The following is a 22,582-nucleotide window of genomic DNA, read 5'->3' as shown; positions in this document are numbered from 1 at the left end:
CAAGTGCCAATATCCTCAACTTTCCGTCGGGTATCCAATTTTGGAAAGAAAATCAGCTTGAAGCATTTGCAGGCGAGCTTTATCAAGGGAGATAGAAATCAAGCTGAAATTGTCGTTTGACACGTTAAATGAACTTTATATGTAAAATATTTTTATAACTTTCTGGTATCACGTATTTTAATTTGATCAATAATCCTTTTAAAATGATGACCGTCCAACGTTATTACCGCCCTGAATTAGATGTATTACGCTTTATTGCTTTCCTCTGTGTCTTTTTTGTACACCGCATGGATCTTGCTCCCTTTGATCCTGTTAAACAATACTGGCTCTATAACATTAATTTGGTAGGTAACTTCGGTGTTCCGGTCTTTTTTTTACTAAGCGCATTCTTGATTACGGAATTACTGACCCGAGAGCAGGAGCAGACTGGTCGGGTGCATCCAAAAGCTTTTTATATCCGACGTATACTGCGTATCTGGCCACTTTATTTTTTGGTATTCTTTGGCTGGGTATTGTTGACCCCGTTTTTTTTTCCTGCATTTGCGCTACCGCCACTTGCCTGGGGTTCTTTTAGTCTATTTGCAGGTAATATATACATCAGTACGCATGGATGGTTGCCAGCTTATCCGCTCAACCCACTATGGAGTATATCTGTAGAAGAACAGTTTTATATCTTGATTCCCTTGTTGGCTGCCTATGGCGGTCGTCGCGGTCTGAAAATGGCAGCCTATCTGTTCCTCGCGCTAGCCTATATTTTTCTTATTTATTATGGGCTACACCCGACCAAAGAGTTTAACAGTGCATGGACCAATAGTTTTGTGCAGTTTCAGTTTTTTGCCGTTGGCATATTACTGTCGTTATATTTCAAAGGTTGGATGCCCCAATGGTCACTAATCACACGTTTTCTGCTGATTGTCGCGACTCTGGGATGTTGGTTGCTGGCTTCTATTGCCTGTGGAATACATGCTGATGCCCCCCATCTCTCGAATGTGCCACAAACTGTAGCCGGCTGGATGCTGATATTGCTTGGTAGCGTATTATTGTTTCTCAGTTTATTGGGGATGCCCGAACGCTATTTACCCAAACCTATGATCTATCTTGGCCGTATTTCCTATGGTCTCTATGTATTTCATATCTCTTTTTATTGGCTGATCTATAAAACATTTGCAACAGAACTGACAACTTTAAGCCAGTCTCTGGGGCTAGAAGAATGGCGGAATACGCTTGGCTTTGTGATCGCTTTTATCGCCACGGTACTGCTGTCTATGTTGTCCTATCATTTTTTTGAAAAACCATTTTTGAGACTGAAAAAGCGCTTTACCCTCGTTCCCTCTAGAGATTAATACGAACAGTTTTAAGAAACAAAGAAAATGCAATCCATGTTAGTGGTATAAATACAGGTAAATCATTTAAAATAAATATATTACAAAGAATAAATTAATTAACTTTAGAATATAACTTAGATGACTTTCAACCATTAAACTTAAATTAAATATGGAACGTAGAAAATTTCTCCAATCTTCACTGGCAATGACCGCCGGTATGGCTGTAGGTGTCGGCCCCGCGATGGCGGGGGAAGGGAATTCCACAAAAAAGGAATTGTATGAATGGCGCGAATATGAAATACGCTTTGGAGGAGATATCGACCAATTGGAACAATATTTTAAATCCGCACTGATACCTGCGCTCAATAAATATGGCATAAAAACAGTAGGTGTTTTTAAAGAATGGAAGAGAACTGATCCGGCCAAACTTTACTTGCTGATTCCCTATACGTCCTTCGAAAGCTATACCACTGTAAACGCAAAAATACTTGCAGATGCTGATTATATTAAAAATAGTGAAGTCTATACTAATTTACCTGTTGACAAACAGGTATATAACCGATTTACCTCTTCCCTGATGTTGGCTTTCGAAGGCTGGCCTACGATGACTGTACCGGAAGGCAAGCCTCGGATCTTTGAATTAAGAACCTATGAAGGTTATAGCGAAGGTGCTGTCAAAAGAAAAGTCAAAATGTTCCATGATGGAGAATTCCCGATTTTTGTACGGGCGAAATTAAAACCCGTATTTTTTGGGGAAGTGATTGCAGGCGATAAGTTGCCACGTATTACTTATTTGCTCACCTGTGATAATATGGATGAGCATGAAAAAGGGTGGAAAGCTTTTATAGCTGATCCCGAATGGAAACGGTTAATATCGGATGCCCAGTATGCAAATACAATATCGAAAATCAGTAACGCGTTTCTGGTACCCACACCTTACTCGCAAGTGTAATAGAGGCAGGCCCCATTTTTAGCCGCTTGGACGGATTTTCAAGCGGCCTTATTTGCTTTTTTGTTGTTTTCATAAGAGATTAAAATAAATTTTCATTTTATTCATAAGATCACCGTAATATACCATGCGTATTCAAGCCTATCTGAACTGGTTTATAAACAAAAAATACACTTACTATTTTCTGTTTATTCTGATCCATATAGGTTTTATGCTGCTCAACAGGAAATTATATGCTGCGGATGACGACTGGGTGCCCTTTGTACCTATCTTTTTTGTCCATTTTTGCCTCATGGTCGCTATTACTTTGGTCAATGGCTTTTTATTGTTTCCTTGGTTTGAACGGACAAAAAGGGGATTTGCTTATCTCACCGCCGTGCTCTTTTCTATTCTCCTTTACGTATCGATCATTGTGCTGACAGAATATTATCAGCTTATCGAAAAACTTCCTCACTTTGCAACTACGGACTATAAGCAACTGGCCTGGAGTTCCTTTTTGGATGCATTATGGTTTGTCGTGGTCTCCTGCATGATCTCTATTACACAAACACGTTATGAAAAAGACCAGCAATTGAAGAATTTTCAGATCGCACAGCTGAACTCCGAACTGAACTACCTGCGATCACAGATCAATCCCCACTTTTTGTTTAATGGTCTGAATACGGTTTATGGACTTATCGATAGACATAATGGTACCGCCCGAGATGCATTGGTACAATTTGCAGACCTATTGCGGTATGGATTATATGAAGCTAATGCAGATACCGTCGATCTGGCAAAAGAAATTTCTTACCTGAAAAGCTATATGGAAATTCAGCAGATGCGAAAAAATGAACTGTTAACCGCGGAACTTACAGTCGATGTAACGGATGAGGGAAAACGGATTGTACCCTTATTATTCTTACCTTTTGTAGAGAATGCATTTAAGTTTAGCGGATATACAAATGAAAAGGAAAGCTTTGTCAAGATTTTACTCCGGCAGAAAGAAAATGAGCTTTTATTTGAATGTGAAAACTCGTATGGGCCCAGCGTACAGGAAACTGGTGGTATTGGATTGGAAAATGTCAGACGACGTTTGCAACTATTGTATCCTGCAGCCCATACATTACAGATCGAAAATGATGGTGCAATCTGGTCTGTTAAATTAAATATTATGATATGAATAAATTGAGTTGTATTATCGCGGATGATGAACCTATTGCAAGAAAAATATTGCGTGAATTTATAGATGATATTCATTTTCTACAATTGGTAGGTGAATTTGAAAACACCAATCAACTTGATCAATGGCTTCAACAAAATAAAGCAGATATTCTATTCCTAGATATTGAAATGCCTCAAAAAACAGGAATTCAGTATTTACGGGAAATCAACCTCAGACCTGTCGTCATATTGACTACGGCATACCCCGAATATGCTTTGGATGGCTACGAACTGGATGTGCTTGACTATTTACTTAAGCCAATCGCCTTTAAACGATTTTTGAAAGCAGTGTTAAAAGCTAAAGAATACCTGGAATCGGGGCGGACAGAAGTACCTGCACCTTCATTTCTATTTGTTCGTTGTGAAAAGAAGATCGAAAAGATAAATTTTGGGGATATACTCTTTATAGAATCTGCCGGAAATTATGTTTTCATCCATCTACCTGAAAAGAAAATAATGGCCTATTTGACATTAAAAAGCATTGCTGAACAGCTGCCCGCAGAGGAATTTATTCGCATACATCAGTCCTTTCTGGTGGCGCTAGCTAAAATTGATCGTATTGAAAATAATATGATCTGGGTGCAAAATAAACAGCTCCCGATTGGTAGAAGTCATCGGGAACCGCTAGCACAGTGTATCGAACGCTATATCCTGAAAAGGGGGAGTTAAATCTGTCGCAGCTTTCTAGTCAATATTTCCACCTAAATGGTCGAAAATTACCCCTCAAAAAAGTAGCTACTTAGCGATATTTGGTCTAATAACTAAATATAAACCCAGCTAATGATAACGATTGTGAGGTCAATACTCGCGGGTATTGCTGTGTCCTTGGCTCTATATGGTCAGGCACAAAACATAGATTTGAAAACCTGGCCCGAAAAGGCTAATCCCATAACCGTTGGGCGTTTGGTCGCACAGCGTTTTGTCGAAAGTCCACATAACAGCTTTAAACCACCAGCGCCCCCAAGATCTATTACCTATCCCGAAGTATGTACCTGGTACGGGGCACTGAAGTTTGCCGACATCAGTAACGACAAGGTACTGCTTGAGCAACTTACCCAACGCTTTATGCCTCTTTTTGATACAGAGAAACATTTGGTGCCACGACCTTGGCATGTGGATTTTGCGGTATTCGGAACAGTTCCCCTGGAACTTTATCAGCAGACAAAAAACAAGACTTTTCGCGAAATGGGAATGCGCTTTGCCGATGCCCAATGGAGCATCCCCATTGATTCGCCCCAAACCGTGAAAAATGCCTACCAAAAGTTTTTGGATAAGGGACTCACCTGGCAGACACGTTATTGGATAGACGATATGTATATGATTACCATGGTGCAGTCCAAGGCATTTCAGGTGACCAGAGAGCGTAAATACATCGACCGGGCCGCCCATGAAATGCTGGTCTATCTCGATACCATTCAAAAGGAAAACGGTTTATTCTATCATGCCCCGGATGCACCCTTCTTTTGGGGAAGGGGGAATGGCTGGATGGCGGCAGGGATGAGTGAGCTGCTTTCTTCCTTACCTATCGATAACGCCAATAGACGTGCGATATTAGCCTCTTACAAAAAAATGATGGCCAGCCTCAAAAAGTATCAACGTAAAGATGGTCTGTGGGGCCAACTGATCGATAAACCTGAATCCTGGGTGGAGACTTCGGGGTCAGCCATGTTTACCTACGCACTTATTACAGGTGTGAGAAACGGCTGGCTTGATGCCAAAGAATATACACCCATCGCACGCAAAGCTTGGTTAGCTCTCGTTGACTATATCAACGAACAAGGGGATATCTCCAATGTTTGCGAAGGAACGAATAGAAAAGATGACTATCAATATTACCTGGACCGAAAACAAAAGACAGGTGACATGCATGGGCAGGCACCGATACTCTGGTGTGTAAATGCTTTGTTGAAAAAATAACTTATTATGCAGAAAATTCTGATTATCCTCTTGCTGCTGCTTTGTAGTCAGGCAAAAGCGCAACCTATTCAATGGAAAGAACAGTATCCCGGTGTATGGAAAGGTACCTTTGGTCAGCCCGAGAAATATACCTTGCTGAGTGCTGCTGATAGTAAACCGCGCGCTGCTACACTTGAACAGCTGCAATCAACTGATTTTCCATTTCCGAAAATGGAAGTTCATGCGGAACTGATAGATGGGAAAACCTATGTGCGCATGCCATTGACAAAAAATGAACAGATCTATGGTTTGGGCCTGAATTTTCAAACTGTTCACCAACGTGGTAAGATCCTTAATCTGCATGTCGACCACTATGGTGGCAAAGATAATGGCCGGACGCATGCTCCAGTCCCTTTTTATGTGTCCTCCAAGGGTTATGGTGTACTTGTTAATTCTGCGCAGTATCTGACCTACTACGTGGGTACGGGTGTTCGTAAAGATGCTAAGGAACCGGCAGAACCCAAGGATCGTAATACCGATAAAAGCTGGAACTCGCGTCCTTATTCAGATGCGGTAGAGATTTATATCCCAGCAGCAGGTGTGGAAATTTATGTCTTTGCAGGTATCAATCCCTTGGACGCAATCAAACGATATAATCTATTCTGTGGAGGTGGTACATTGCCGCCACGATGGGGACTGGGATTTACACAGCGGGTACAGAAACTCTATACCGCCCAAGAGGTACTCAATGAAGCCGCCCAGTTTGAGGAACATGGTTTTCCGCTTGATTTTATTGGGCTTGAGCCCGGATGGCAGTCGCGTGCCTATCCATGTACCTTTGAATGGGATAAAGGGCGTTTTCCGGATCCAGCTGCTTTGATTAAGAAATTGGCCACGAAGGGAATCCGTCTAAATCTTTGGACAAATCCTTATATCTCGCCAGAAGCTGGTATTAGTAAGGCGATCGAACCTTATACAGGTTCTCATACCGTCTGGAATGGGACAGTGCCTGATTTGAACCATCCCGAAGCTAAAAAAATCCTCGCTAAACAATTTATGGATGCCCAGCTCAACATTGGCGTCAGCGGTTATAAAATGGATGAGGTAGACGGCTACGATTATTATCTTTGGCCCGATATGGCCAAATTTCCATCGGGTATCAGTGGTATCCAGATGCGGCAAACCTATGGTGTACTAGCGCAGAAACTGACCGATAGTTTATATAGAAATCAGAATAAACGCACGTATGGATTGGTGCGCGCATCCAATGCCGGAGCCAATAATTTGCCTTATGTCATCTACAATGATTATTACAGTCATCAAGATTTTATTACAGCACTGGTCAATAGTGGATTTTGCGGTGTACTATGGACGCCGGAAGTACGGGGATCGAAGACAGGACAGGAATGGCTACGCCGCTTTCAGTCCGTTGTCTTTTCGCCAATGGCCATGATCAATGCCTGGTCCAGTGGGACAAAGCCCTGGTCTTTTCCCGAAGTCGCTGATCAGGTGAAATATTATGCACAATTAAGGATGGAGCTGATGCCGTACTTATATTCGGAATTTGCGAAGTATCATTTTGATGGCACGCCTCCATTTAGGGCCATGGTATTGGAAGAAGGTTTCCAAGGGCAGGCTAAAGCTGTGGCGGGCAATCAGGATCTGGAAACAAATCCTTACCTGGAAGCTGTGAATAGGGAAGTAAAGGATCAGTATATGTGTGGTGAATATATACTGGTTGCGCCGCTATTCGCTGGTGAGTCATCGCGAAAGGTGTTATTGCCAAAAGGTAATTGGTATGATTTCTATACCGGAAAATATGTGGGCAATGGAGAAGAGATCGTTGCCAATCCGGATATGGATCGCATACCGGTCTATGTCAAAGATGGTGGTATTATACCTATGATGGGCAGTCGTCTACATACGCCACTCCCCAATGAGAAAGTTGATTTGACCATCCGTCATTATGGGGAGAAGGAAGGGAACTATCAGCTATATGATGATGACGGTGTAAGCTTTGATTACGAAAAAGGAAGTTATGTCTGGCGTCGGGTGTTGGTCAAAAAAGATGAAAAAGGAAGCTTGAGTGGAGAAATGTCCAAGCCGCAACCAGGAAAACCAAATACGTTTGGGCGGGTTCAATTTGAATTTATGACAAAATAGAAAAAACAAAATAGCTTATCCCTACTGGTTTAATAAGGTGATTTTTGGGATTAAATGACCATTTTTTACTGCTAAAAAGAACAGAATTTACACCATCTGACAGGAGGAAGTAAGCGATATTTGGGTAATAACGAATTATAAACAAATAACCAAATAAGGGAATACAGATGAGTCTGTCATTAGCTTCGATCAATATGGAAGCTGAGACGAAATGTGGCCTTTATGGCCAGGATGCCTGAGTATAATAAATAACCAATTAATAAATATCTAACTTATGATGAAAAGTATCACAAAAATGGGGTGCTTTGTACTCTGCCTATTTTTAATAATGGGAAGTATGGGTTTACCGCTCTTTGCCCAACAAAATGTTCGGCTTTCCGGCAAAGTGAGTAATAGCAAAGGTGACGCATTACAGGGGGTGAGCGTCCGGGTAAAAGGAAAGAGCCAAGGAACAAGTACAGATGCTGCAGGGAAGTATCAGATTGAGGCTGCTCCGGCAAGTATACTCGTTTTTAGTCAAGTGGGGATGAAAGCCGAGGAGCGTACTGTTGGTGCTCAACGACAAATCGACGTACAGCTGGTTGAAAATGACAATGCCTTGGATGAAATTGTCGTAACGGGCTACGGTAGTGCTGTTAAAAAGCGCGATCTGACTGGAGCGATCTCTTCTGTCAGTGCAAAAAAGATTGAAGAGCGCCAGCCGATCAATATTTTTGATGCCTTACAGGGACAAGCAGCAGGGGTACTCGTCACCAATGATGGTGGTGGTGCTCCCGGAGCAACAGGTAGCATCCAGGTGCGGGGGACTTCGACGTTAAATGGTGGAAATGGCCCTTTGTATTTGGTGGACGGTATCATTAATCCTGAAGGTGCAAATATCAACCCCACAGATATTGAGAGCATTGAGGTCCTAAAAGATGCTGGTTCGGCGTCAATTTATGGTACACGGGGTGCCAATGGGGTAATTTTGATTACGACCAAACGCGGATCGGAGGGAAGACCATTGATCAATCTAAATTACAATCATCTTTTTGGTCGCTTGTCGCATTACATTCCTGTCAGTAATTCTGCCGAAGTTCGTGAGTTCAGAAATATACAGGGAAACGCAACCAATACGGATTCCATAAATCCAAGTTTCAATGCCGATAATGACCTTCAGCGTTTATTATTAGGGAACCTGGCTCAAAAGAAAGAGATTAAATTGAGTATTGGTGGTGGTCAGAAAAATCTTCGCTACTACAGCAGTTTGAACTATTTGGATGATAAATCCATTATGTTGAACAGCTATGCAAAGAGATTGCAATCACGTATCAATGTCGAGTATCAGATGTCGTCCAAATTGCGCTATTCCAATAATATTTCCTTTTCTTGGCAAAAAACAAATGCGACACCAATTGGAAATACCATTCGTGTCCTTATGGATCGACCCGCTTATTCTTTAATTTATTATCCAGATGGATCGTTGACGAGTTATATCGGATCGAAGCGGAATCCTATTGCCAATGCGCTGTATGAAGAAAATCTGATTCAGACCTATGCCGGACAATTCAATAATCAGCTTGATTATCAAATAAGAGATGATCTGAAATTCACAACATTATTTAATGCGCGATTGGACAATACGCAGACTACAGAATTTTCGCCTCGTTTTCTGTCTGCAAAATTGGATCAAAATTATGGAACAAACGAGTTTAATAAGGTCTTTACATGGGAATTCCAATCCTATCTGAATTATAATAAAACCTTTGCACAGGATCATAATGTGTACGCGCTATTGGGTTTTAGTGCTGACCGAAAGCGGGCAGATCGCTTTCACTCGGAGTATATGAATAGTGTCAATGAGGAAATCCGGGTCACATTGCCCGATTATCTGGTGTTGGCGAATACAAACACCTGGGCAACGGCTAATGCGACGGCATCTATTTTTGGCAGAGTCGGTTACAATTATAAAGGGCGCTATTTGGTACAGGGCTCTTTCAGAAGAGATGGTTCCTCGCGATTTGCACAGGCCAATAAATGGGTGAATTTTTTCTCAGGATCCGCAGCATGGCGATTCTCGGATGAAAACTTTATGAAGTGGGCGAAACCAGCATTACAGGATGCGAAGATCAGATATAGTATCGGTCAGCTCGGGAATGATCAGATCGGAGATTATGAATCCTATACTAAAGTAAAATTCGGTGGGAACTACAATGGAATCGGTGGTGCTTCATTGACGCCGACATTCGGAAATAACTTGATCAGATGGGAAAAAACAACACAGCATAATGCAGGGTTGGATCTAACCTTCTTAAGTGGACGCTTAGGCGTTACAGCGGATTATTACGTGAAAACAACCACAGATTTACTATATCCAAGAGAGTTGGCTAAAGAAGCTGGATTTTCAAAAGTTAACGTAAATTTTGGTTCAATTCGTTCCAAAGGAGTGGAATTGATCGTGAATGGTAAACCGATTGTGACGCGCGATTTTACCTGGGAAGTTAGTGGAAATATATCTTTTGAACGTAATAAGATCTTGAAGCTGGCAGATGGTGTGCCGACATTTGCGGGCAATAAATGGTATGTAGAAGAGGGTGGTCGAATCGGTAATTTTTATGGATGGCGCAATCTGGGTGTCTATGCCTGGGATGAATCGAATGCCTATAACGATAATTGGGATAAGTTAACACTCGTATTGGACGATCAGGGCAAACCGCTTTACCGCGATGGAAAACCTGTCTACACCTTCGATGGCCGTGACTATAATGGAACAGTACAGCAGTTATATGCACCTGACGGTAAATTAAAAGGTGGAGATGCTGAATGGCTTAATAATAAAAAAGATAGTTTGATTAACGATGAAGACCGGATGGTCCTCGGTAATGCAACTCCCGATTTCTACTTCGGTTTTATGCAGACTTTTACCTATAAACGGTTTTCTTTAAATGTTCTTTTCAACGGTTCCTTCGGGCGCGAAGTGTACAATGCTTTATTGCAGCGCCAGAACTACCCTACAAATACAGGTGCGGGCTCGCCGGATATGGTCTATAATGTATGGCGTAAGCCAGGCGACCAGGCCAAATACCCCTATTATATGGAAAGAAATAACCGTGGAAATATGAAAACCAATCAAAATAGCCTATATATCGAAGACGGATCGTTTGTGCGCCTTGCCAGTGCACGCTTATCGTACACATTTGATCAGCAATTGATCAATAAGTTGAAAATGAAAGGACTTACGGCTTATGTCTATGGAACGAATCTATTGACCTGGACCAATTATAGGGGCTACGATCCGGAATTCAGCACAACGAATCCATTGACACCTGGTGAGGACGATGGCCGTTACCCAAGAAGAAGGGAGTATGGTTTTGGGGTAAATATCAATTTTTAGGGGATTATAAATATGAAAACATCAGGATTTATTTACATCCATTATGGAATGGATAAATCTGATTGCTTTATCACCTTTTTATAAAAAATTATAAAGATGAAAACAAAGATTTTAGCACTATTACTTTTGTCTGCTACGTTAGGAGGCGGGTGTAGTAAATTTCTGGAAGAAAAACCTTTGGCAGAAGTTGCACTGGATCAGCATTTTAAAAATCTATATGATGTACAGGCTGCTATGGCAGGAATGTACAGTGGATTTCAGATCGAAATGATTGGCGTAGGTAATGCAAAAGATAACTTTTTGGAGAAATACTTGTATTGGGGAGAATATCGCTCAGATAATTTTGACCGGAGCATTAGCTATACCAAAGATTTTATTGATGAGATTGTTTTAAATGGTATTACTCCAACCAATCAATTTTCAGATTGGAGTGGTTTATACAACATCATCGGAAGAGCCAATCTGAATATTAAATATATTCCGCAGGCGGCTAAATTAGATAGCCGGATTACAGCACAGATGGTTGATGATTATTTGGCACAATGTTATGCCCTTCGGGCAATGTGTTATTTCTATCTGGTTCGTGTATGGGGAGATGCTCCCATCTGGTTGGAACCTTATGAGGATCTTAACCAACCGGCATCACGGCCAAGGGACAAAAAGGAAAAGATCATGGATGAAGTGATTATCCCCGATCTGGAAAAAGCCTATACTCAGGTGGATAAGGATGCCAAAAACCCACTATGGACGATCGGTAGTGCGGGGATATGTGCCATGATGGCCGATGTTTATATGTGGAAGAAAGATTATTCGAATACAAAGATATGGATCGAAAAATTGTTTTTGGCCAAATCTCCTACGGGCGCAAGCTATGCGGGTACCAATGAGAAAAATTTACAGGACGCTGCCACCTGGAAAGCAATTTTCACTGGGCCATTGAATAGTAAGGAAGCCATTTGGAGTATACATTGGGATTATACAAAAAACGGATGCGCTTGTATGCAAACCTCATGGGCACCAAATAATAAACCCATTGTCGTCGACGAAACAGCATGGGCGGATCTGTTCCAACCACAGACGACCGGCACACCGAGCCCTGATATCCGTCCACAGCAGACCCTTGATGTTTATTACGGTTTACCGAATAACAAGCGGGACCGCTTTATAAAATGGTACCCTACAAGTGCGGCTCCGACCAAAGAAGATCCTTGGCCAGCAACCAATCAAATGCTTCCGGTCTATTTGACGATCTATAGATTGGCTGATATTTACCTCTTATACGCTGAAGCTTTAAATGGATTGGGAGACAAGGCGAATGCTTTAAAATACCTCAACTTTGTGCGCAAAAGAGCCAATCTCCCGGAGTACGAAGCGAGTAATCCTGATTTGGCGACTGCTTATCAGCTCGAAACTGCGATTCTGAACGAACGCCGCATGGAACTATATGGTGAAGGGAAACGCTGGTTTGACCTGGTGCGTACTGGCCGTGTAAAAGAAGTGATGGACCCTATTCTAAAACGTAGACAAGAAGATGCTGGGAGTTTAGACAAACCAGGCTTCCTGGATCCACAACGAAGAGTGTATTGGCCTATTCATCGAAATGTGTTAAACTCCAATACCCTATTGGTTCAAAATCCAGGATATACTGATTAATAGATGAATATAAATCAAAGAGACATGAAAAGATTGTTTAATATAAAATGGACACAATATATGGTTATTGCAGCAAGTTTGCTGCTGACAGGCTGTTCGCTTTTCGATTTGGAATTACAGGAAAATTACGATTACAAACATAAAACACTGGATCCGAATATTGGGATCAGTGCACGTAAATTCTTAGAAAATCGTTCCTATGAAACTACAGAGAATCCATCGGATACGATCTTTAAATGGATGCGCAAAGGATTGGAGTATGCTGGTATAGGTCTTGAGGAATTGGAGAAGACGGATCGCACATTTATTTTTTTACACAATGACGCGATAAAAACATGGGATACCAAAACGAAAAAGGTGACTGCTGGACTTTTCTTCGATGTCCCTATTGTGACTGGGGTGGATGGTACAGGTAAACCAATTACCAGACCAGCTACGAAATGGGAAGATTATAACCGTGACGATGTACGCAATTATTTTCTTTATCTCATTTTACAAGGCAATTACAACTTTGATAAATTGACTATTTCCAATGTCAAAGCCAAAACATTGCTTCCCGTAAATACAGTGGCAAGTAAAAGCTCCCTGTTGGGCTACATGAACGAAGGGAAAGGTTTTAACCAGGAGGGTGTGATGTATCTAAAATTGGTCAATAACAATGATCTGGCGCCGATTCAGATCAACGATAAAACAACAAATAGATCTGGTGGTTACGTGACAACGAATGGCGTGGTCCATGTTTTTGGATCCAAAGGAAATACTACGGTGTATCCTTTTTAAGTACTGTGGGGCAAAATGAACCTTATAAACAAATGTAAATATGATGAGAAACTTTTCGGTATTATCCGCTTTATCACTTTTATTAGTGATGGGGAGTAGCTGTGAAAAACCAGCTGCGGTAAAATTGCAATTAAATGGTATCGCCTGTGTGCAATGCCATACCATTCAATCGGCTGCTGATTTGCAGGCTTTAAGTCTACAGCCAGGCGACACGGTGATTATGAAATCGGGGCAATGGACAAATCAGGAACTGACATTTAGTGCGCAGGGAACAAGTCAGCAGCCTATTGTGCTGCTCGCTGAACAACCTGGAGCAGTGATCATGAAAGGTACTTCTTCCATTAGCATTACGGGTAAATGGCTCGTGGTTAATGGACTGGTATTCCAAAATGGGTATACCTCTGGAAAAAATGTGGTTGATTTCACCTCTTCTTCATCAAATTGTCGGTTGACAAATACGGTTATTGTGGATTATAATCCACCGGCAGCAACGACTGACTATAGATGGGTATCCATTAATGGATCGAATCATCGTATTGATCATTGTTACCTTAAGGGGAAATTGCATCAAGGGCCTACGATGGTGGTCTGGGGGACAAATAAAACGATGAAGCATCGGATCGATCACAATTTCTTTGGGGAACGGGCAGAGCTACCGAATAACGGCGGTGAAACCATCCGTATCGGAACAAGTGACTGGTCTATGACCAGTGCATTCACGACGATTGAAGATAACATCTTTCAACGTTGCAACGGTGAAACTGAAATTATCTCGAACAAGATGGGCGGCGATACCATCCGCAATAACTTCTTCCACGAGAGCGAAGGGACGCTGTGCTTGAGACATGGAAATGGTTCTGCTGTTTATGGGAACTATTTTGTCGGTAACGGCAATAGTGCAGCTGGTGGTATCCGGATCATTGGAGAGGATCATATTGTCTACAACAATTACTTCCAAAATATGGCGGGAACAGGACAAAAAGCACCTTTGGCTGTCATGGATGGTGTACCTAATTCGCCGTTAAGTGGTTACTATCAAGTAAAACGTGTGAAGGTGGTGGCCAACACCATGATTAAATGTAAGCAATCATTCGATATCGGTTCGGGAAAAGGGGGGAACAGTCGCACCTTGCCACCAACAGATGGACATATCGCCAATAATGTGGTGTCGCAAGCTGCAAGTTCAACCGTGCTGACCTTTACAGATCAACCCATTAATTTTACCTACCAGGGAAATATTGTATTTGATGTGCCGACGAGCCAACAGCTTCCAGCTGGTTTTACACGTCAAAATCCAAAATATACGTTGACAACTGATGGAATCTATGAGCCGACCAGTACCAGTCCGGTGTTGGGTGCTTTTGTCGGTAATTATCCTTTTGCTGCCGCAGCGGATGCTGGTGCTCCAAAATTGGACGCTAAACATCGGGATTTACTGAAAGCACAAAATATCGGTCCGGGATTTATGACGGGACTGGGAAATAGCTTGGTCATCAATCCGTAAGGGTTTGTGTCGGAAGGACCCGGTTTGCCCTCATTTCTTTCTATTTAAATAGAAAGAAATGAGGGTGTTTTTTTTAGGGAATCTGTTGGCTCCGGATTACTTTACTTTTTCACCGCGGTAGTATTGGTTCCACCTATCTTTGGCATAACCTTTTTCAAGGTACTCAAATGAAGAAGCTGTCGCGTCTTCCACTTTCTGACCACGGTAGAAAACTTCCCAGCGATCTTTAGCATAACCGCCACCAAGAACGGTAAAGGAACTGGCAGTGGCATCGGTTATTTTGATGCCCTGATAATAAACTTCCCAGCGGTCTTTGGCATAACCATCAGCAATATATTCAAATGAAGAGGCTGTTGCTCCCTGCAGTTTTTCACTTTTATAAAACACTTCCCAGTTATCTTTGGCATAACCGCCACCAAGGACCTTTACTGCGGCCCCGCCTTGTTGGCCACTCTTCTGACCTTTGTAGTAGCTGTTCCATCGGTCTTTAGCATAACCTTGCCCCAAATTTTCAAAACTGGAGGCATTTGCTTCCGCTATTTCTTTCCCGAAATAAAATGCCTTCCATGAATCTCTGGAATACCCATCCCCTAAGACCTTGAAAGTGGAGGCTGATGCATTGGGGATTACCTGTCCGCTGTAAAAGACTTTCCAGGAATCCCTGTAATAACCATCTCCTACGAGTGTGAAGGTACTGGCTGATGCATCTTTGATTACTTGTCCTCTGTAAAAGACTTTCCAGGAATCTTTGGTATAATGATCACCTAGTATCTGAAACGATGAAGCCGACGCCTCTTGCAATAGCTCACCTCGAAAATATACTTTCCATGAATCCTTGGAATAGCCATTGCCTAACAATTTGAAAGAAGAAGCTGATGCATTGGGGATTACCTGACCGCTGTAAAAGACTTTCCAGGCATCTTTAGTATAGCCGCCTGTTAATACTTGAAATGATGAAGCCGAGGCATCTGGCATGGGTTCCCCTCGGAAGTATACTTTCCAGGCATCTTTAGTATAGCCGCTTGTTAATACTTGAAATGACGAAGCCGACGCATCCTTGATTATGTTGCCACGAAAATAAACTTTCCAAGCATCTTTAGCATGACCATCCTTGAGATATTTGAAAGTAGAAGCATTGGCATCCTTCACCTCTTGGCCTCTATAGAGGATCTGATTGCCGATTTTGATATAGCCACCCCCAAGTTCCTGTTGGAGTAAAAAGAAGTGGTTTGGCTGATCCTTAACGATTGGATAGCCCAAGCTTACATTGGGAATAGTGACAGCTGTTATAGACAGTGTTAGCGCGAGAATTTTTAAAGTAGCCTTGATCATAAAATAAATCTTCTGTGTAAACTTAAAAGAAAATAATCGTATTTTTGTTATTTATTGATAAGACAAAAGAAAGTTGTTTAAGGTTTAATGGTGATTTTATTTTCTGTTAATTTTATACCGATTCTCTTTTTTGTGAATCATTGACCTTTTATCAAAGTTGTACCGTTGCTAAAAACGGAAAAACTAGCCCTTCTTAAAAAGATTGCCTCTTTTCTTTGCTTATTCTCTGCTTATTTATTGCTATTTCTTTGCTTATTTATTGGTGATTCTTTGGTTATTTATTACTTATTCTAGGCCGTTTCTAGGCCGTTTCTTCGAACCTTCTTCGAGACTGCTAGGGACCTGGCTTGCTATTTCTTTGGTATTCCGTTGCTGTTTCTTTGTTATAATGTTAAAGAAATAGGATCAAAACGGTAAACAAAAAGCAAAGAAAATGCAAACGAGGGGTTAGGTTGGTTCCTATAATCTTCCTGAAAGGTACCTATCCTAAATTAGCGATACCAATTCATGAGTAAATCCCGAATTGGTTATACACGATAGTTTTTATTCCAATGGGTATTAACACTGCACAAGAACTAACTAAGGACAGCGGGAGGTTTTGATATCAAAAAGCAGGACTTTATGGAAGTATAGTCATATTTGCGTTGGCTTTCTGTCCTCATCTGAGTAATTATTTGGATAAGCAATATTTTTTTTGTATATTGCTGGTTATGAGTTTTAAAGACAAATTAGAGAACTGGCGCACGTCAATCAATCGCGCCGGTAGTGGTGAGGAATTGTATATTTTGCTTTTGAACTACAAAAGGTTTATCAATAAAAATTGGATGGACGATTTTGGTGATCCGGGCAACTGGAAATCCGAACTAAATCAGGTCATCAGCAAAGTAAGAAAGAAAGTGGATGTGGCAGACATTCGAAATTGTGGGGATCTGTCGTCTTATCAGGACGATGCCCGGCAGACTGCACATTCGCTCAATCATACCTTAAAATATCACCACTCATTGACAAAAGGGTAGGCTAGGCCTACCTTTTTTTTGTGTAAAATTTTCTAAATAGATTCCCTAGCGGTATATAACCTCACTTTTCACGGTATATACCGCTTTTATTTTTATAACAAATCCCACCTTTTGTAGTTGCCCACTGGTGCCATATATCGTACAAACAGAAGCTATTATTAAAAAATATTTGCGGATGTCGGAAAATGTTTTTACTATTGTATAGTAGTATAGAATAGTATAGATTGATACTCGCCATACTACTGTATAATAACCAATCTATAAGAAGACCAATTTATGATCTACCACATGTATTACCGAATCTGTAAATGGCAGCGATGTAGTCTTGTCTTCCTTTTTATGCTAATGGCTGGTTTTGCGCACGCACAGAACCAATCGTTTGAATTGAGAGGAGTTGTATTGGATAGCGTCGGACATTTACCCATTTCCAATGTTACAATTGCCTTTATGGGAAAGAATGCAGTTGTATCAACGGATGCACAGGGACAATTTCTGATTAAAGATGCACACATCAATGATTATCTTGTCCTGACTTCGGTCGGATTCGACCGCAAAACTGTTCAGGTCACGAGTACCAACCGCATGACCATTTACTTATCCTCATCAAGTTCCAATCTGGATGAAGTGACTGTCGTAGCCTACGGTACGCAGAAAAAAACGAGTATGGTGGCCTCCATTACCTCGATCAATCCGAAAGAAATTAAGGGACCAACATCCAATCTGACCTCCATGCTGGCGGGTCGGGTAGCAGGACTAATTGCTTACCAGCGGAGTGGGGAACCAGGTAATGACAACGCTTCCTTCTTTATTCGCGGCGTCGGTTCTTTTGGCGCTGGGAAAAAGGATCCTTTGATTTTGATCGACGGAATGGAATCCAATACCACCGCACTGGCCCGCTTACAGCCTGATGATATCGCTGGTTTTTCCGTATTGAAAGATGCAGCAGCCTCTTCGTTATATGGCGCTAGAGGTGCAAATGGGGTTGTTTTGGTCAACACCAAAAGCGGTATTGTCGGTAAGGCAAAATTCAATGCACGTTTTGAGAACTCCATCTCAACCAACACGCGTAATTTTAAATTCGCCGATAATATCACCTATATGAAGATGGCTAATGAGGCGGTATTGACCAGAGATCCGAAAGGAACCCTTCCTTATAGCCAAAACAAAATTGATCATACTGAACGGGGGGACGACCCGTTGCTCTATCCCAATAATAACTGGATCGACCAGCTGATAAAGGACTATACCAACAACCAACGCTTTAACTTCAATGTCACCGGTGGGGGAAACCTTGCTCAATATTATGTCGCAGGTACCTTTAATAACGATAAGGGAATTCTGCGATCCGAAAATAGTAATAGCTTTGATAATAATATCAACCTGAAAAACTACTCCTTACGTTCTAATATTACCTTAAATGTTACCCCAACGACTATTGGAATTATCCGTACTTCGGCCCAATTTGATGACTATACAGGACCAATAGGGGGCTATGATAAATGGGGAAATCTGATCAATGGTGGACAGCGCGTATTTCGTGAAGCAATTTGGTCCAACCCGGTAATGTTTCCGGCAATTTATCCATCTTCCTATTCTCCATTTGCGACGCATCCGCTTTTCGGAAATAACTTTATTCCAACCACCAAAACGCTATATAACAATCCCTACGCCAATATGGTCAATGGTTTTCAGGAATATAATAGCTCCACAGTCAATGTGCAATTGGAACTGAAACAGAATTTCGATTTTATTACCAAAGGTCTATCCGCTCGCTTAATGGCCTATACACAACGCTATTCTTATTTTTCTGTCACGCGGAGCTTTAAGCCATTTTATTACAATTTGGTCCGGATCCCAGGTACCAGCAATACGGTTTTAAGTCTGCTCAACGAAAATGAGGGTACGGAATATCTGGATTACAACCAGGGAAATAAGATTCTAAATACCACGACTTATGGTGAGTTTGCTGTCAATTACAACCGCACCATCGCTGAGGACCATGATATCACAGGGATGTTGATCGGTATTATCCGTAATTATCAGACCGCTAACGGTGGCGACTTGCAGGCTTCTTTGCCTGCTCGCAACCTCGGGGTGTCAGGTCGCGCAACCTATGCCTACAAAAACCGCTACCTTTTTGAGTTCAACTTCGGCTACAACGGTTCTGAACGTTTCTCCAAAGATCATCGTTTTGGTTTCTTCCCATCTTTTGGTGTAGGATGGAACCTAAATGAGGAAAAAATGTTTGAATTTATGACCCCTGTCGTTTCCCGCTTAAAATTGAGAGCAACCTATGGTCTGGTGGGTAACGATCAGATTGGCGAAGACCGGGATCGTTTCTTCTACCTATCGCAAGTGAATCCGAATAACGGTGGCCGAGGTTTCTCTTGGGGAAATAACTGGGATTACACACGGCCTGGTTATTCCATATCGCGGTATGAAAATCGTGATATTACCTGGGAACGGGCAAAGACCTTCGATGCTGGATTTGACCTGAACCTAAAAAATGGCTTAGGTGTGGTGTTTGATTATTACAACTCTACCCGCAGCAATATCCTAATGGTGCGTTCGAATATTCCTTCTACAACTGGTTTTCAGTCCGATATTCAGGCTAATATCGGAAAGGCGCAGAGCCGAGGATTTGACTTGGCCCTGGATTACAATAAGTCCTTTCAAAATACCTGGTGGACTCAGTTGCGGGCAAATATGACCTATGCAACCAACAAATTACTGGTTAACGAAGAGCCTGACTATCCGGCAAATTTATCCTACCTCTCTCGGCTGGGACATCCGATCAAACAATCGTATGGTCTGATTGCTGAACGTCTGTTTGTCGATGATATCGAAGCGGAAAACTCGCCGCTACAAAATTTTGGTGGCGCCTTTAAAACCATGGGTGGTGATATCAAATACAGAGATATCAATGGCGATGGTAAAATCACGGATTTAGACAAAGTGCCGATCGGTTATCCGACAGATCCCCAAATTATTTATGGTATGGGTTTTTCTGTGGGTTTCAAAGGCTTTGATGTCAGTGCATTCCTACAGGGATCTGCCCGTTCATCATTCTTTATTGATCCGGGAAATATTACACCTTTTGCGATCAACGGACCTTATCAAAACGGTTTGTTGCAGGAAGTGGCAAACAGCTATTGGTCCGAAGATAACCAGGATGTTAGGGCCCTGTGGCCACGCTTGACGGATGGTTTTAACAACAATAATAATCAGTTTTCAACCTGGTGGATGCGTAATGGCGCATTCTTGCGATTGAAATCTGTTGAATTGGGCTACAATCTACCAAATCAGTTTCTCAACAAGTTTAAGATGTCCAATGTCCGTTTTTATGTCAATGCACTCAACCTTGCCGTATGGAGCAAATTTAAGATGTGGGATCCTGAAATGGGTGGTGAAGGATTAGGCTATCCTGTGCAGGCTGTGTATAACGTAGGTATTAACGTAGGATTTTAAAAGGCAGTTTATCATGAAAAATCTAAGATTAATTAAATTACTGGTTGCGTCAGGTTTATTGTTTTTTCAATCCTGCAACTATTTGGATGTCGTGCCGGATAATGTGGCGACAATAGATAATGCATTTACGATGCGTAGCGAAGCAATAAAGTACTTGGCTACCTGTTATTCATACCTGCCGCCGGATGGTGATCCGACCAGAAATCCAGCTTACCTTGCAGGGGATGAATTCTGGCTGGACTACCCAACTCTCAGTATTGATGGAACAAACTGGAATATTGCCCGTGGAAATCAGAACGTCACCAATCCCTATGTGAACTATTGGGATGGTTATATGTATAATGCCATTCGCGACTGTAATATTTTTCTGGAAAATATTCGTAATCCCGAAAAAGTACGTGATATGACACAGGACGAGCGTACCACCTGGGAAGGAGAGGTGATGTTCTTAAAAGCATACTATCACTTTATGTTGATGCGGCATTACGGACCTATTCCTACAATGGATGTCAACTTATCTGTAAATACTTCTATCGAGGATGCAAAAGTTAAACGCCAGCCTATTGATGAGGTTGTCGATTATATAGTCAAGGTTCTTGACGAGGCAATTCCTAAACTACCCAATACGGTCCAGTCTCCGGTTACGGATTTGGGCCGTATTACAAAGCCTATTGCCTTGGGGATTAAAGCAAAAGTATTATTGTATGCCGCGAGTCCGCTGTTTAACGGTAATACGGATTATGCAACCTTTAAAAATGTCGATGGTACGCTGTTTTTCAACCAGAGCTTTCAGTTGGAAAAATGGCAGAAGGCCGCCCGTGCTGCAAAAGAAGCGATTACCGCATGCGAGAACCTGGGAATGGGTTTATACCAATTTCCTGGTACTGTATTTCCGCTCTCCGATACGACAATGATTCAAATGAGCGTTCGGAATGCTGTGACTGAAAAATGGAACAAGGAAATTATCTGGGCAAATCCGACTTCACGGGCCTGGCAGATGCAGTATTCATCCATGGCACATATTGATCCTAATAATGCAGGTAATAACAGTGTACATGGTACCTTAGCACCTTCCTTAAAGATTGTTGACCAATTCTATACCCGAAATGGCGTGCCAATGGATGAAGATAAAACCCTGGATTTTAGTAATAAGAATCAGCTTCGTTCGGGTAACTATGCAGAGCGGTTCAATAATATTCAGAATTATCAGACTGCACGTGTACATTTTGATCGCGAAAATAGGTTTTACGCCAATGTTGGTTTTGATGGGGGGATCTGGTTTATGGAAAATAGTCCGAGCCGTAGTGATGAGAATACCTGGACCACACAGTTGCGCCTGGGATTATTTGGCAGCGGACTCTCTATTCCTGTGACGACATACTATCCCAAAAAATTAGTGAATTGGAAATTTGCTTTCAAAGATGGCAATAGTTCACACATTGAAGAATATCCTTGGCCGATGATGCGCCTGGCGGATCTGTACTTGATGTATGCCGAAGCCTTGAACGAAAGCGAGGGACCAACAGCTGACGTCTTTTTATACCTCGATAAAATTCGGAAAAGGGCTGGGTTGGAAGGTATCCAAGAATCCTGGTCAAAGTATGCGTTAAACCCTGCTAAACCGACAAGCAAGCAAGGCTTGCGCAGCATTATCCAACGTGAACGGAATATTGAAATGAGCTTTGAGGGATCACGTTTTTGGGATCTGAAACGCTGGAAGCTGGCGGCACAGGAGCTGAATAAAAACATTACCGGCTGGGATAGAAACCAGGATAAAGATCATCCCGAACTTTTCTATAAAGAGCAGACCTTTTTTCAACAACGTTTTGTGGCACCGAGAGATTACTTCTGGCCGATAAGGGAAAACAACCTTTTGGTCAATCCCAACTTAGTACAAAATCCAGGTTGGTAATCCCTTAT

Annotated in this window: 14 protein-coding genes; 13 read left to right on the top strand and 1 reads right to left on the bottom strand. The window is 41.9% G+C overall.

Features of this window, described 5'->3' with window-relative positions; all coding sequences use genetic code 11:
• The first annotated feature begins 203 nt into the window (after window positions 1-203).
• The 10 genes from DFQ12_RS11495 to DFQ12_RS11455 all read left to right on the top strand — a co-directional run bounded on the left by DFQ12_RS11495 (window position 204) and on the right by DFQ12_RS11455 (window position 14,846).
• Window positions 204-1,343 carry an acyltransferase family protein gene (locus DFQ12_RS11495; protein ID WP_120259055.1) on the top strand — a complete coding sequence of 380 codons (1,140 nt, stop codon included), beginning with the start codon at window positions 204-206 and terminating at the stop codon, window positions 1,341-1,343.
• A gap of 151 nt (window positions 1,344-1,494) precedes the next feature.
• Window positions 1,495-2,277, top strand: a complete 783-nt coding sequence (locus DFQ12_RS11490) for an NIPSNAP family protein (RefSeq protein WP_120259054.1) — start codon at window positions 1,495-1,497, stop codon at window positions 2,275-2,277.
• Window positions 2,278-2,401: 124 nt separating this feature from the next.
• Window positions 2,402-3,436 carry a sensor histidine kinase gene (locus tag DFQ12_RS11485; RefSeq protein WP_120259053.1) on the top strand — a complete coding sequence of 345 codons (1,035 nt, stop codon included), beginning with the start codon at window positions 2,402-2,404 and terminating at the stop codon, window positions 3,434-3,436.
• The gene (locus DFQ12_RS11480; protein WP_120259052.1) at window positions 3,433-4,146 is read left to right on the top strand and encodes a LytR/AlgR family response regulator transcription factor; all 714 of its coding nucleotides are present in this window, start codon (window positions 3,433-3,435) and stop codon (window positions 4,144-4,146) included. The genes DFQ12_RS11485 and DFQ12_RS11480 overlap by 4 nt, the downstream gene beginning before the upstream one ends.
• Window positions 4,147-4,257: 111 nt before the next feature.
• Complete coding sequence (locus DFQ12_RS28285; protein ID WP_208642509.1) at window positions 4,258-5,394, top strand: glycoside hydrolase family 88/105 protein; 1,137 nt, start codon at window positions 4,258-4,260, stop codon at window positions 5,392-5,394.
• A 6-nt stretch (window positions 5,395-5,400) separates the two neighbouring features.
• Complete coding sequence (locus tag DFQ12_RS11475; RefSeq protein ID WP_208642508.1) at window positions 5,401-7,536, top strand: glycoside hydrolase family 31 protein; 2,136 nt, start codon at window positions 5,401-5,403, stop codon at window positions 7,534-7,536.
• Window positions 7,537-7,810: 274 nt separating this feature from the next.
• The gene (locus DFQ12_RS11470) at window positions 7,811-10,909 is read left to right on the top strand and encodes a SusC/RagA family TonB-linked outer membrane protein (RefSeq protein WP_120259051.1); all 3,099 of its coding nucleotides are present in this window, start codon (window positions 7,811-7,813) and stop codon (window positions 10,907-10,909) included.
• Between the two features lie 96 nt (window positions 10,910-11,005).
• Window positions 11,006-12,562: a RagB/SusD family nutrient uptake outer membrane protein gene (locus tag DFQ12_RS11465; RefSeq protein WP_120259050.1), complete on the top strand. Its 1,557-nt coding sequence runs from the start codon at window positions 11,006-11,008 to the stop codon at window positions 12,560-12,562.
• 24 nt (window positions 12,563-12,586) lie between these two features.
• On the top strand, window positions 12,587-13,342 hold the full coding sequence (locus tag DFQ12_RS11460; protein ID WP_147420392.1) for a hypothetical protein: 756 nt from the start codon (window positions 12,587-12,589) through the stop codon (window positions 13,340-13,342).
• 40 nt (window positions 13,343-13,382) lie between these two features.
• Window positions 13,383-14,846, top strand: a complete 1,464-nt coding sequence (locus DFQ12_RS11455) for a polysaccharide lyase 6 family protein (protein WP_120259048.1) — start codon at window positions 13,383-13,385, stop codon at window positions 14,844-14,846.
• Between the two features lie 96 nt (window positions 14,847-14,942).
• Here the strand turns inward: DFQ12_RS11455 and DFQ12_RS11450 are convergent, their stop codons facing one another.
• A complete protein-coding gene (locus DFQ12_RS11450; RefSeq protein ID WP_120259047.1) occupies window positions 14,943-16,178 on the bottom strand; it encodes a DKNYY domain-containing protein in 1,236 nt (411 codons plus the stop codon).
• 710 nt (window positions 16,179-16,888) lie between these two features.
• Between DFQ12_RS11450 and DFQ12_RS11445 the strand changes: the two genes are divergently transcribed.
• From DFQ12_RS11445 to DFQ12_RS11435, 3 genes are all read left to right on the top strand, one after another.
• The gene (locus DFQ12_RS11445) at window positions 16,889-17,194 is read left to right on the top strand and encodes a hypothetical protein (RefSeq protein ID WP_120259046.1); all 306 of its coding nucleotides are present in this window, start codon (window positions 16,889-16,891) and stop codon (window positions 17,192-17,194) included.
• 276 nt (window positions 17,195-17,470) lie between these two features.
• Entirely contained in the window at window positions 17,471-20,662 is a 3,192-nt protein-coding gene (locus tag DFQ12_RS11440; RefSeq protein WP_208642507.1) for a SusC/RagA family TonB-linked outer membrane protein, read from the top strand.
• Window positions 20,663-20,675: 13 nt separating this feature from the next.
• A complete protein-coding gene (locus DFQ12_RS11435) occupies window positions 20,676-22,574 on the top strand; it encodes a RagB/SusD family nutrient uptake outer membrane protein (RefSeq protein ID WP_120259044.1) in 1,899 nt (632 codons plus the stop codon).
• The last annotated feature ends 8 nt before the right edge of the window (window positions 22,575-22,582 follow it).

The organism is Sphingobacterium detergens, assembly GCF_003610355.1.
Taxonomy (GTDB): Bacteria; Bacteroidota; Bacteroidia; order Sphingobacteriales; family Sphingobacteriaceae; genus Sphingobacterium; species Sphingobacterium detergens.
The sequence above is the reverse complement of the archived record's forward strand: the minus strand, read 5'-3'. Positions and strand labels throughout refer to the sequence as shown.

Bases quoted from the DNA above. Each gene is read 5' to 3' on its own strand.
- DFQ12_RS11495 (WP_120259055.1), top strand. From the start codon at position 204: ATGATGACCGTCCAACGTTATTACCGCCCTGAATTAGATGTATTACGC.
- DFQ12_RS11490 (WP_120259054.1), top strand. From the start codon at position 1,495: ATGGAACGTAGAAAATTTCTCCAATCTTCACTGGCAATGACCGCCGGT.
- DFQ12_RS11485 (WP_120259053.1), top strand. From the start codon at position 2,402: ATGCGTATTCAAGCCTATCTGAACTGGTTTATAAACAAAAAATACACT.
- DFQ12_RS11480 (WP_120259052.1), top strand. From the start codon at position 3,433: ATGAATAAATTGAGTTGTATTATCGCGGATGATGAACCTATTGCAAGA.
- DFQ12_RS28285 (WP_208642509.1), top strand. From the start codon at position 4,258: ATGATAACGATTGTGAGGTCAATACTCGCGGGTATTGCTGTGTCCTTG.
- DFQ12_RS11475 (WP_208642508.1), top strand. From the start codon at position 5,401: ATGCAGAAAATTCTGATTATCCTCTTGCTGCTGCTTTGTAGTCAGGCA.
- DFQ12_RS11470 (WP_120259051.1), top strand. From the start codon at position 7,811: ATGATGAAAAGTATCACAAAAATGGGGTGCTTTGTACTCTGCCTATTT.
- DFQ12_RS11465 (WP_120259050.1), top strand. From the start codon at position 11,006: ATGAAAACAAAGATTTTAGCACTATTACTTTTGTCTGCTACGTTAGGA.
- DFQ12_RS11460 (WP_147420392.1), top strand. From the start codon at position 12,587: ATGAAAAGATTGTTTAATATAAAATGGACACAATATATGGTTATTGCA.
- DFQ12_RS11455 (WP_120259048.1), top strand. From the start codon at position 13,383: ATGATGAGAAACTTTTCGGTATTATCCGCTTTATCACTTTTATTAGTG.
- DFQ12_RS11450 (WP_120259047.1), bottom strand. From the start codon at position 16,178: ATGATCAAGGCTACTTTAAAAATTCTCGCGCTAACACTGTCTATAACA.
- DFQ12_RS11445 (WP_120259046.1), top strand. From the start codon at position 16,889: ATGAGTTTTAAAGACAAATTAGAGAACTGGCGCACGTCAATCAATCGC.
- DFQ12_RS11440 (WP_208642507.1), top strand. From the start codon at position 17,471: ATGATCTACCACATGTATTACCGAATCTGTAAATGGCAGCGATGTAGT.
- DFQ12_RS11435 (WP_120259044.1), top strand. From the start codon at position 20,676: ATGAAAAATCTAAGATTAATTAAATTACTGGTTGCGTCAGGTTTATTG.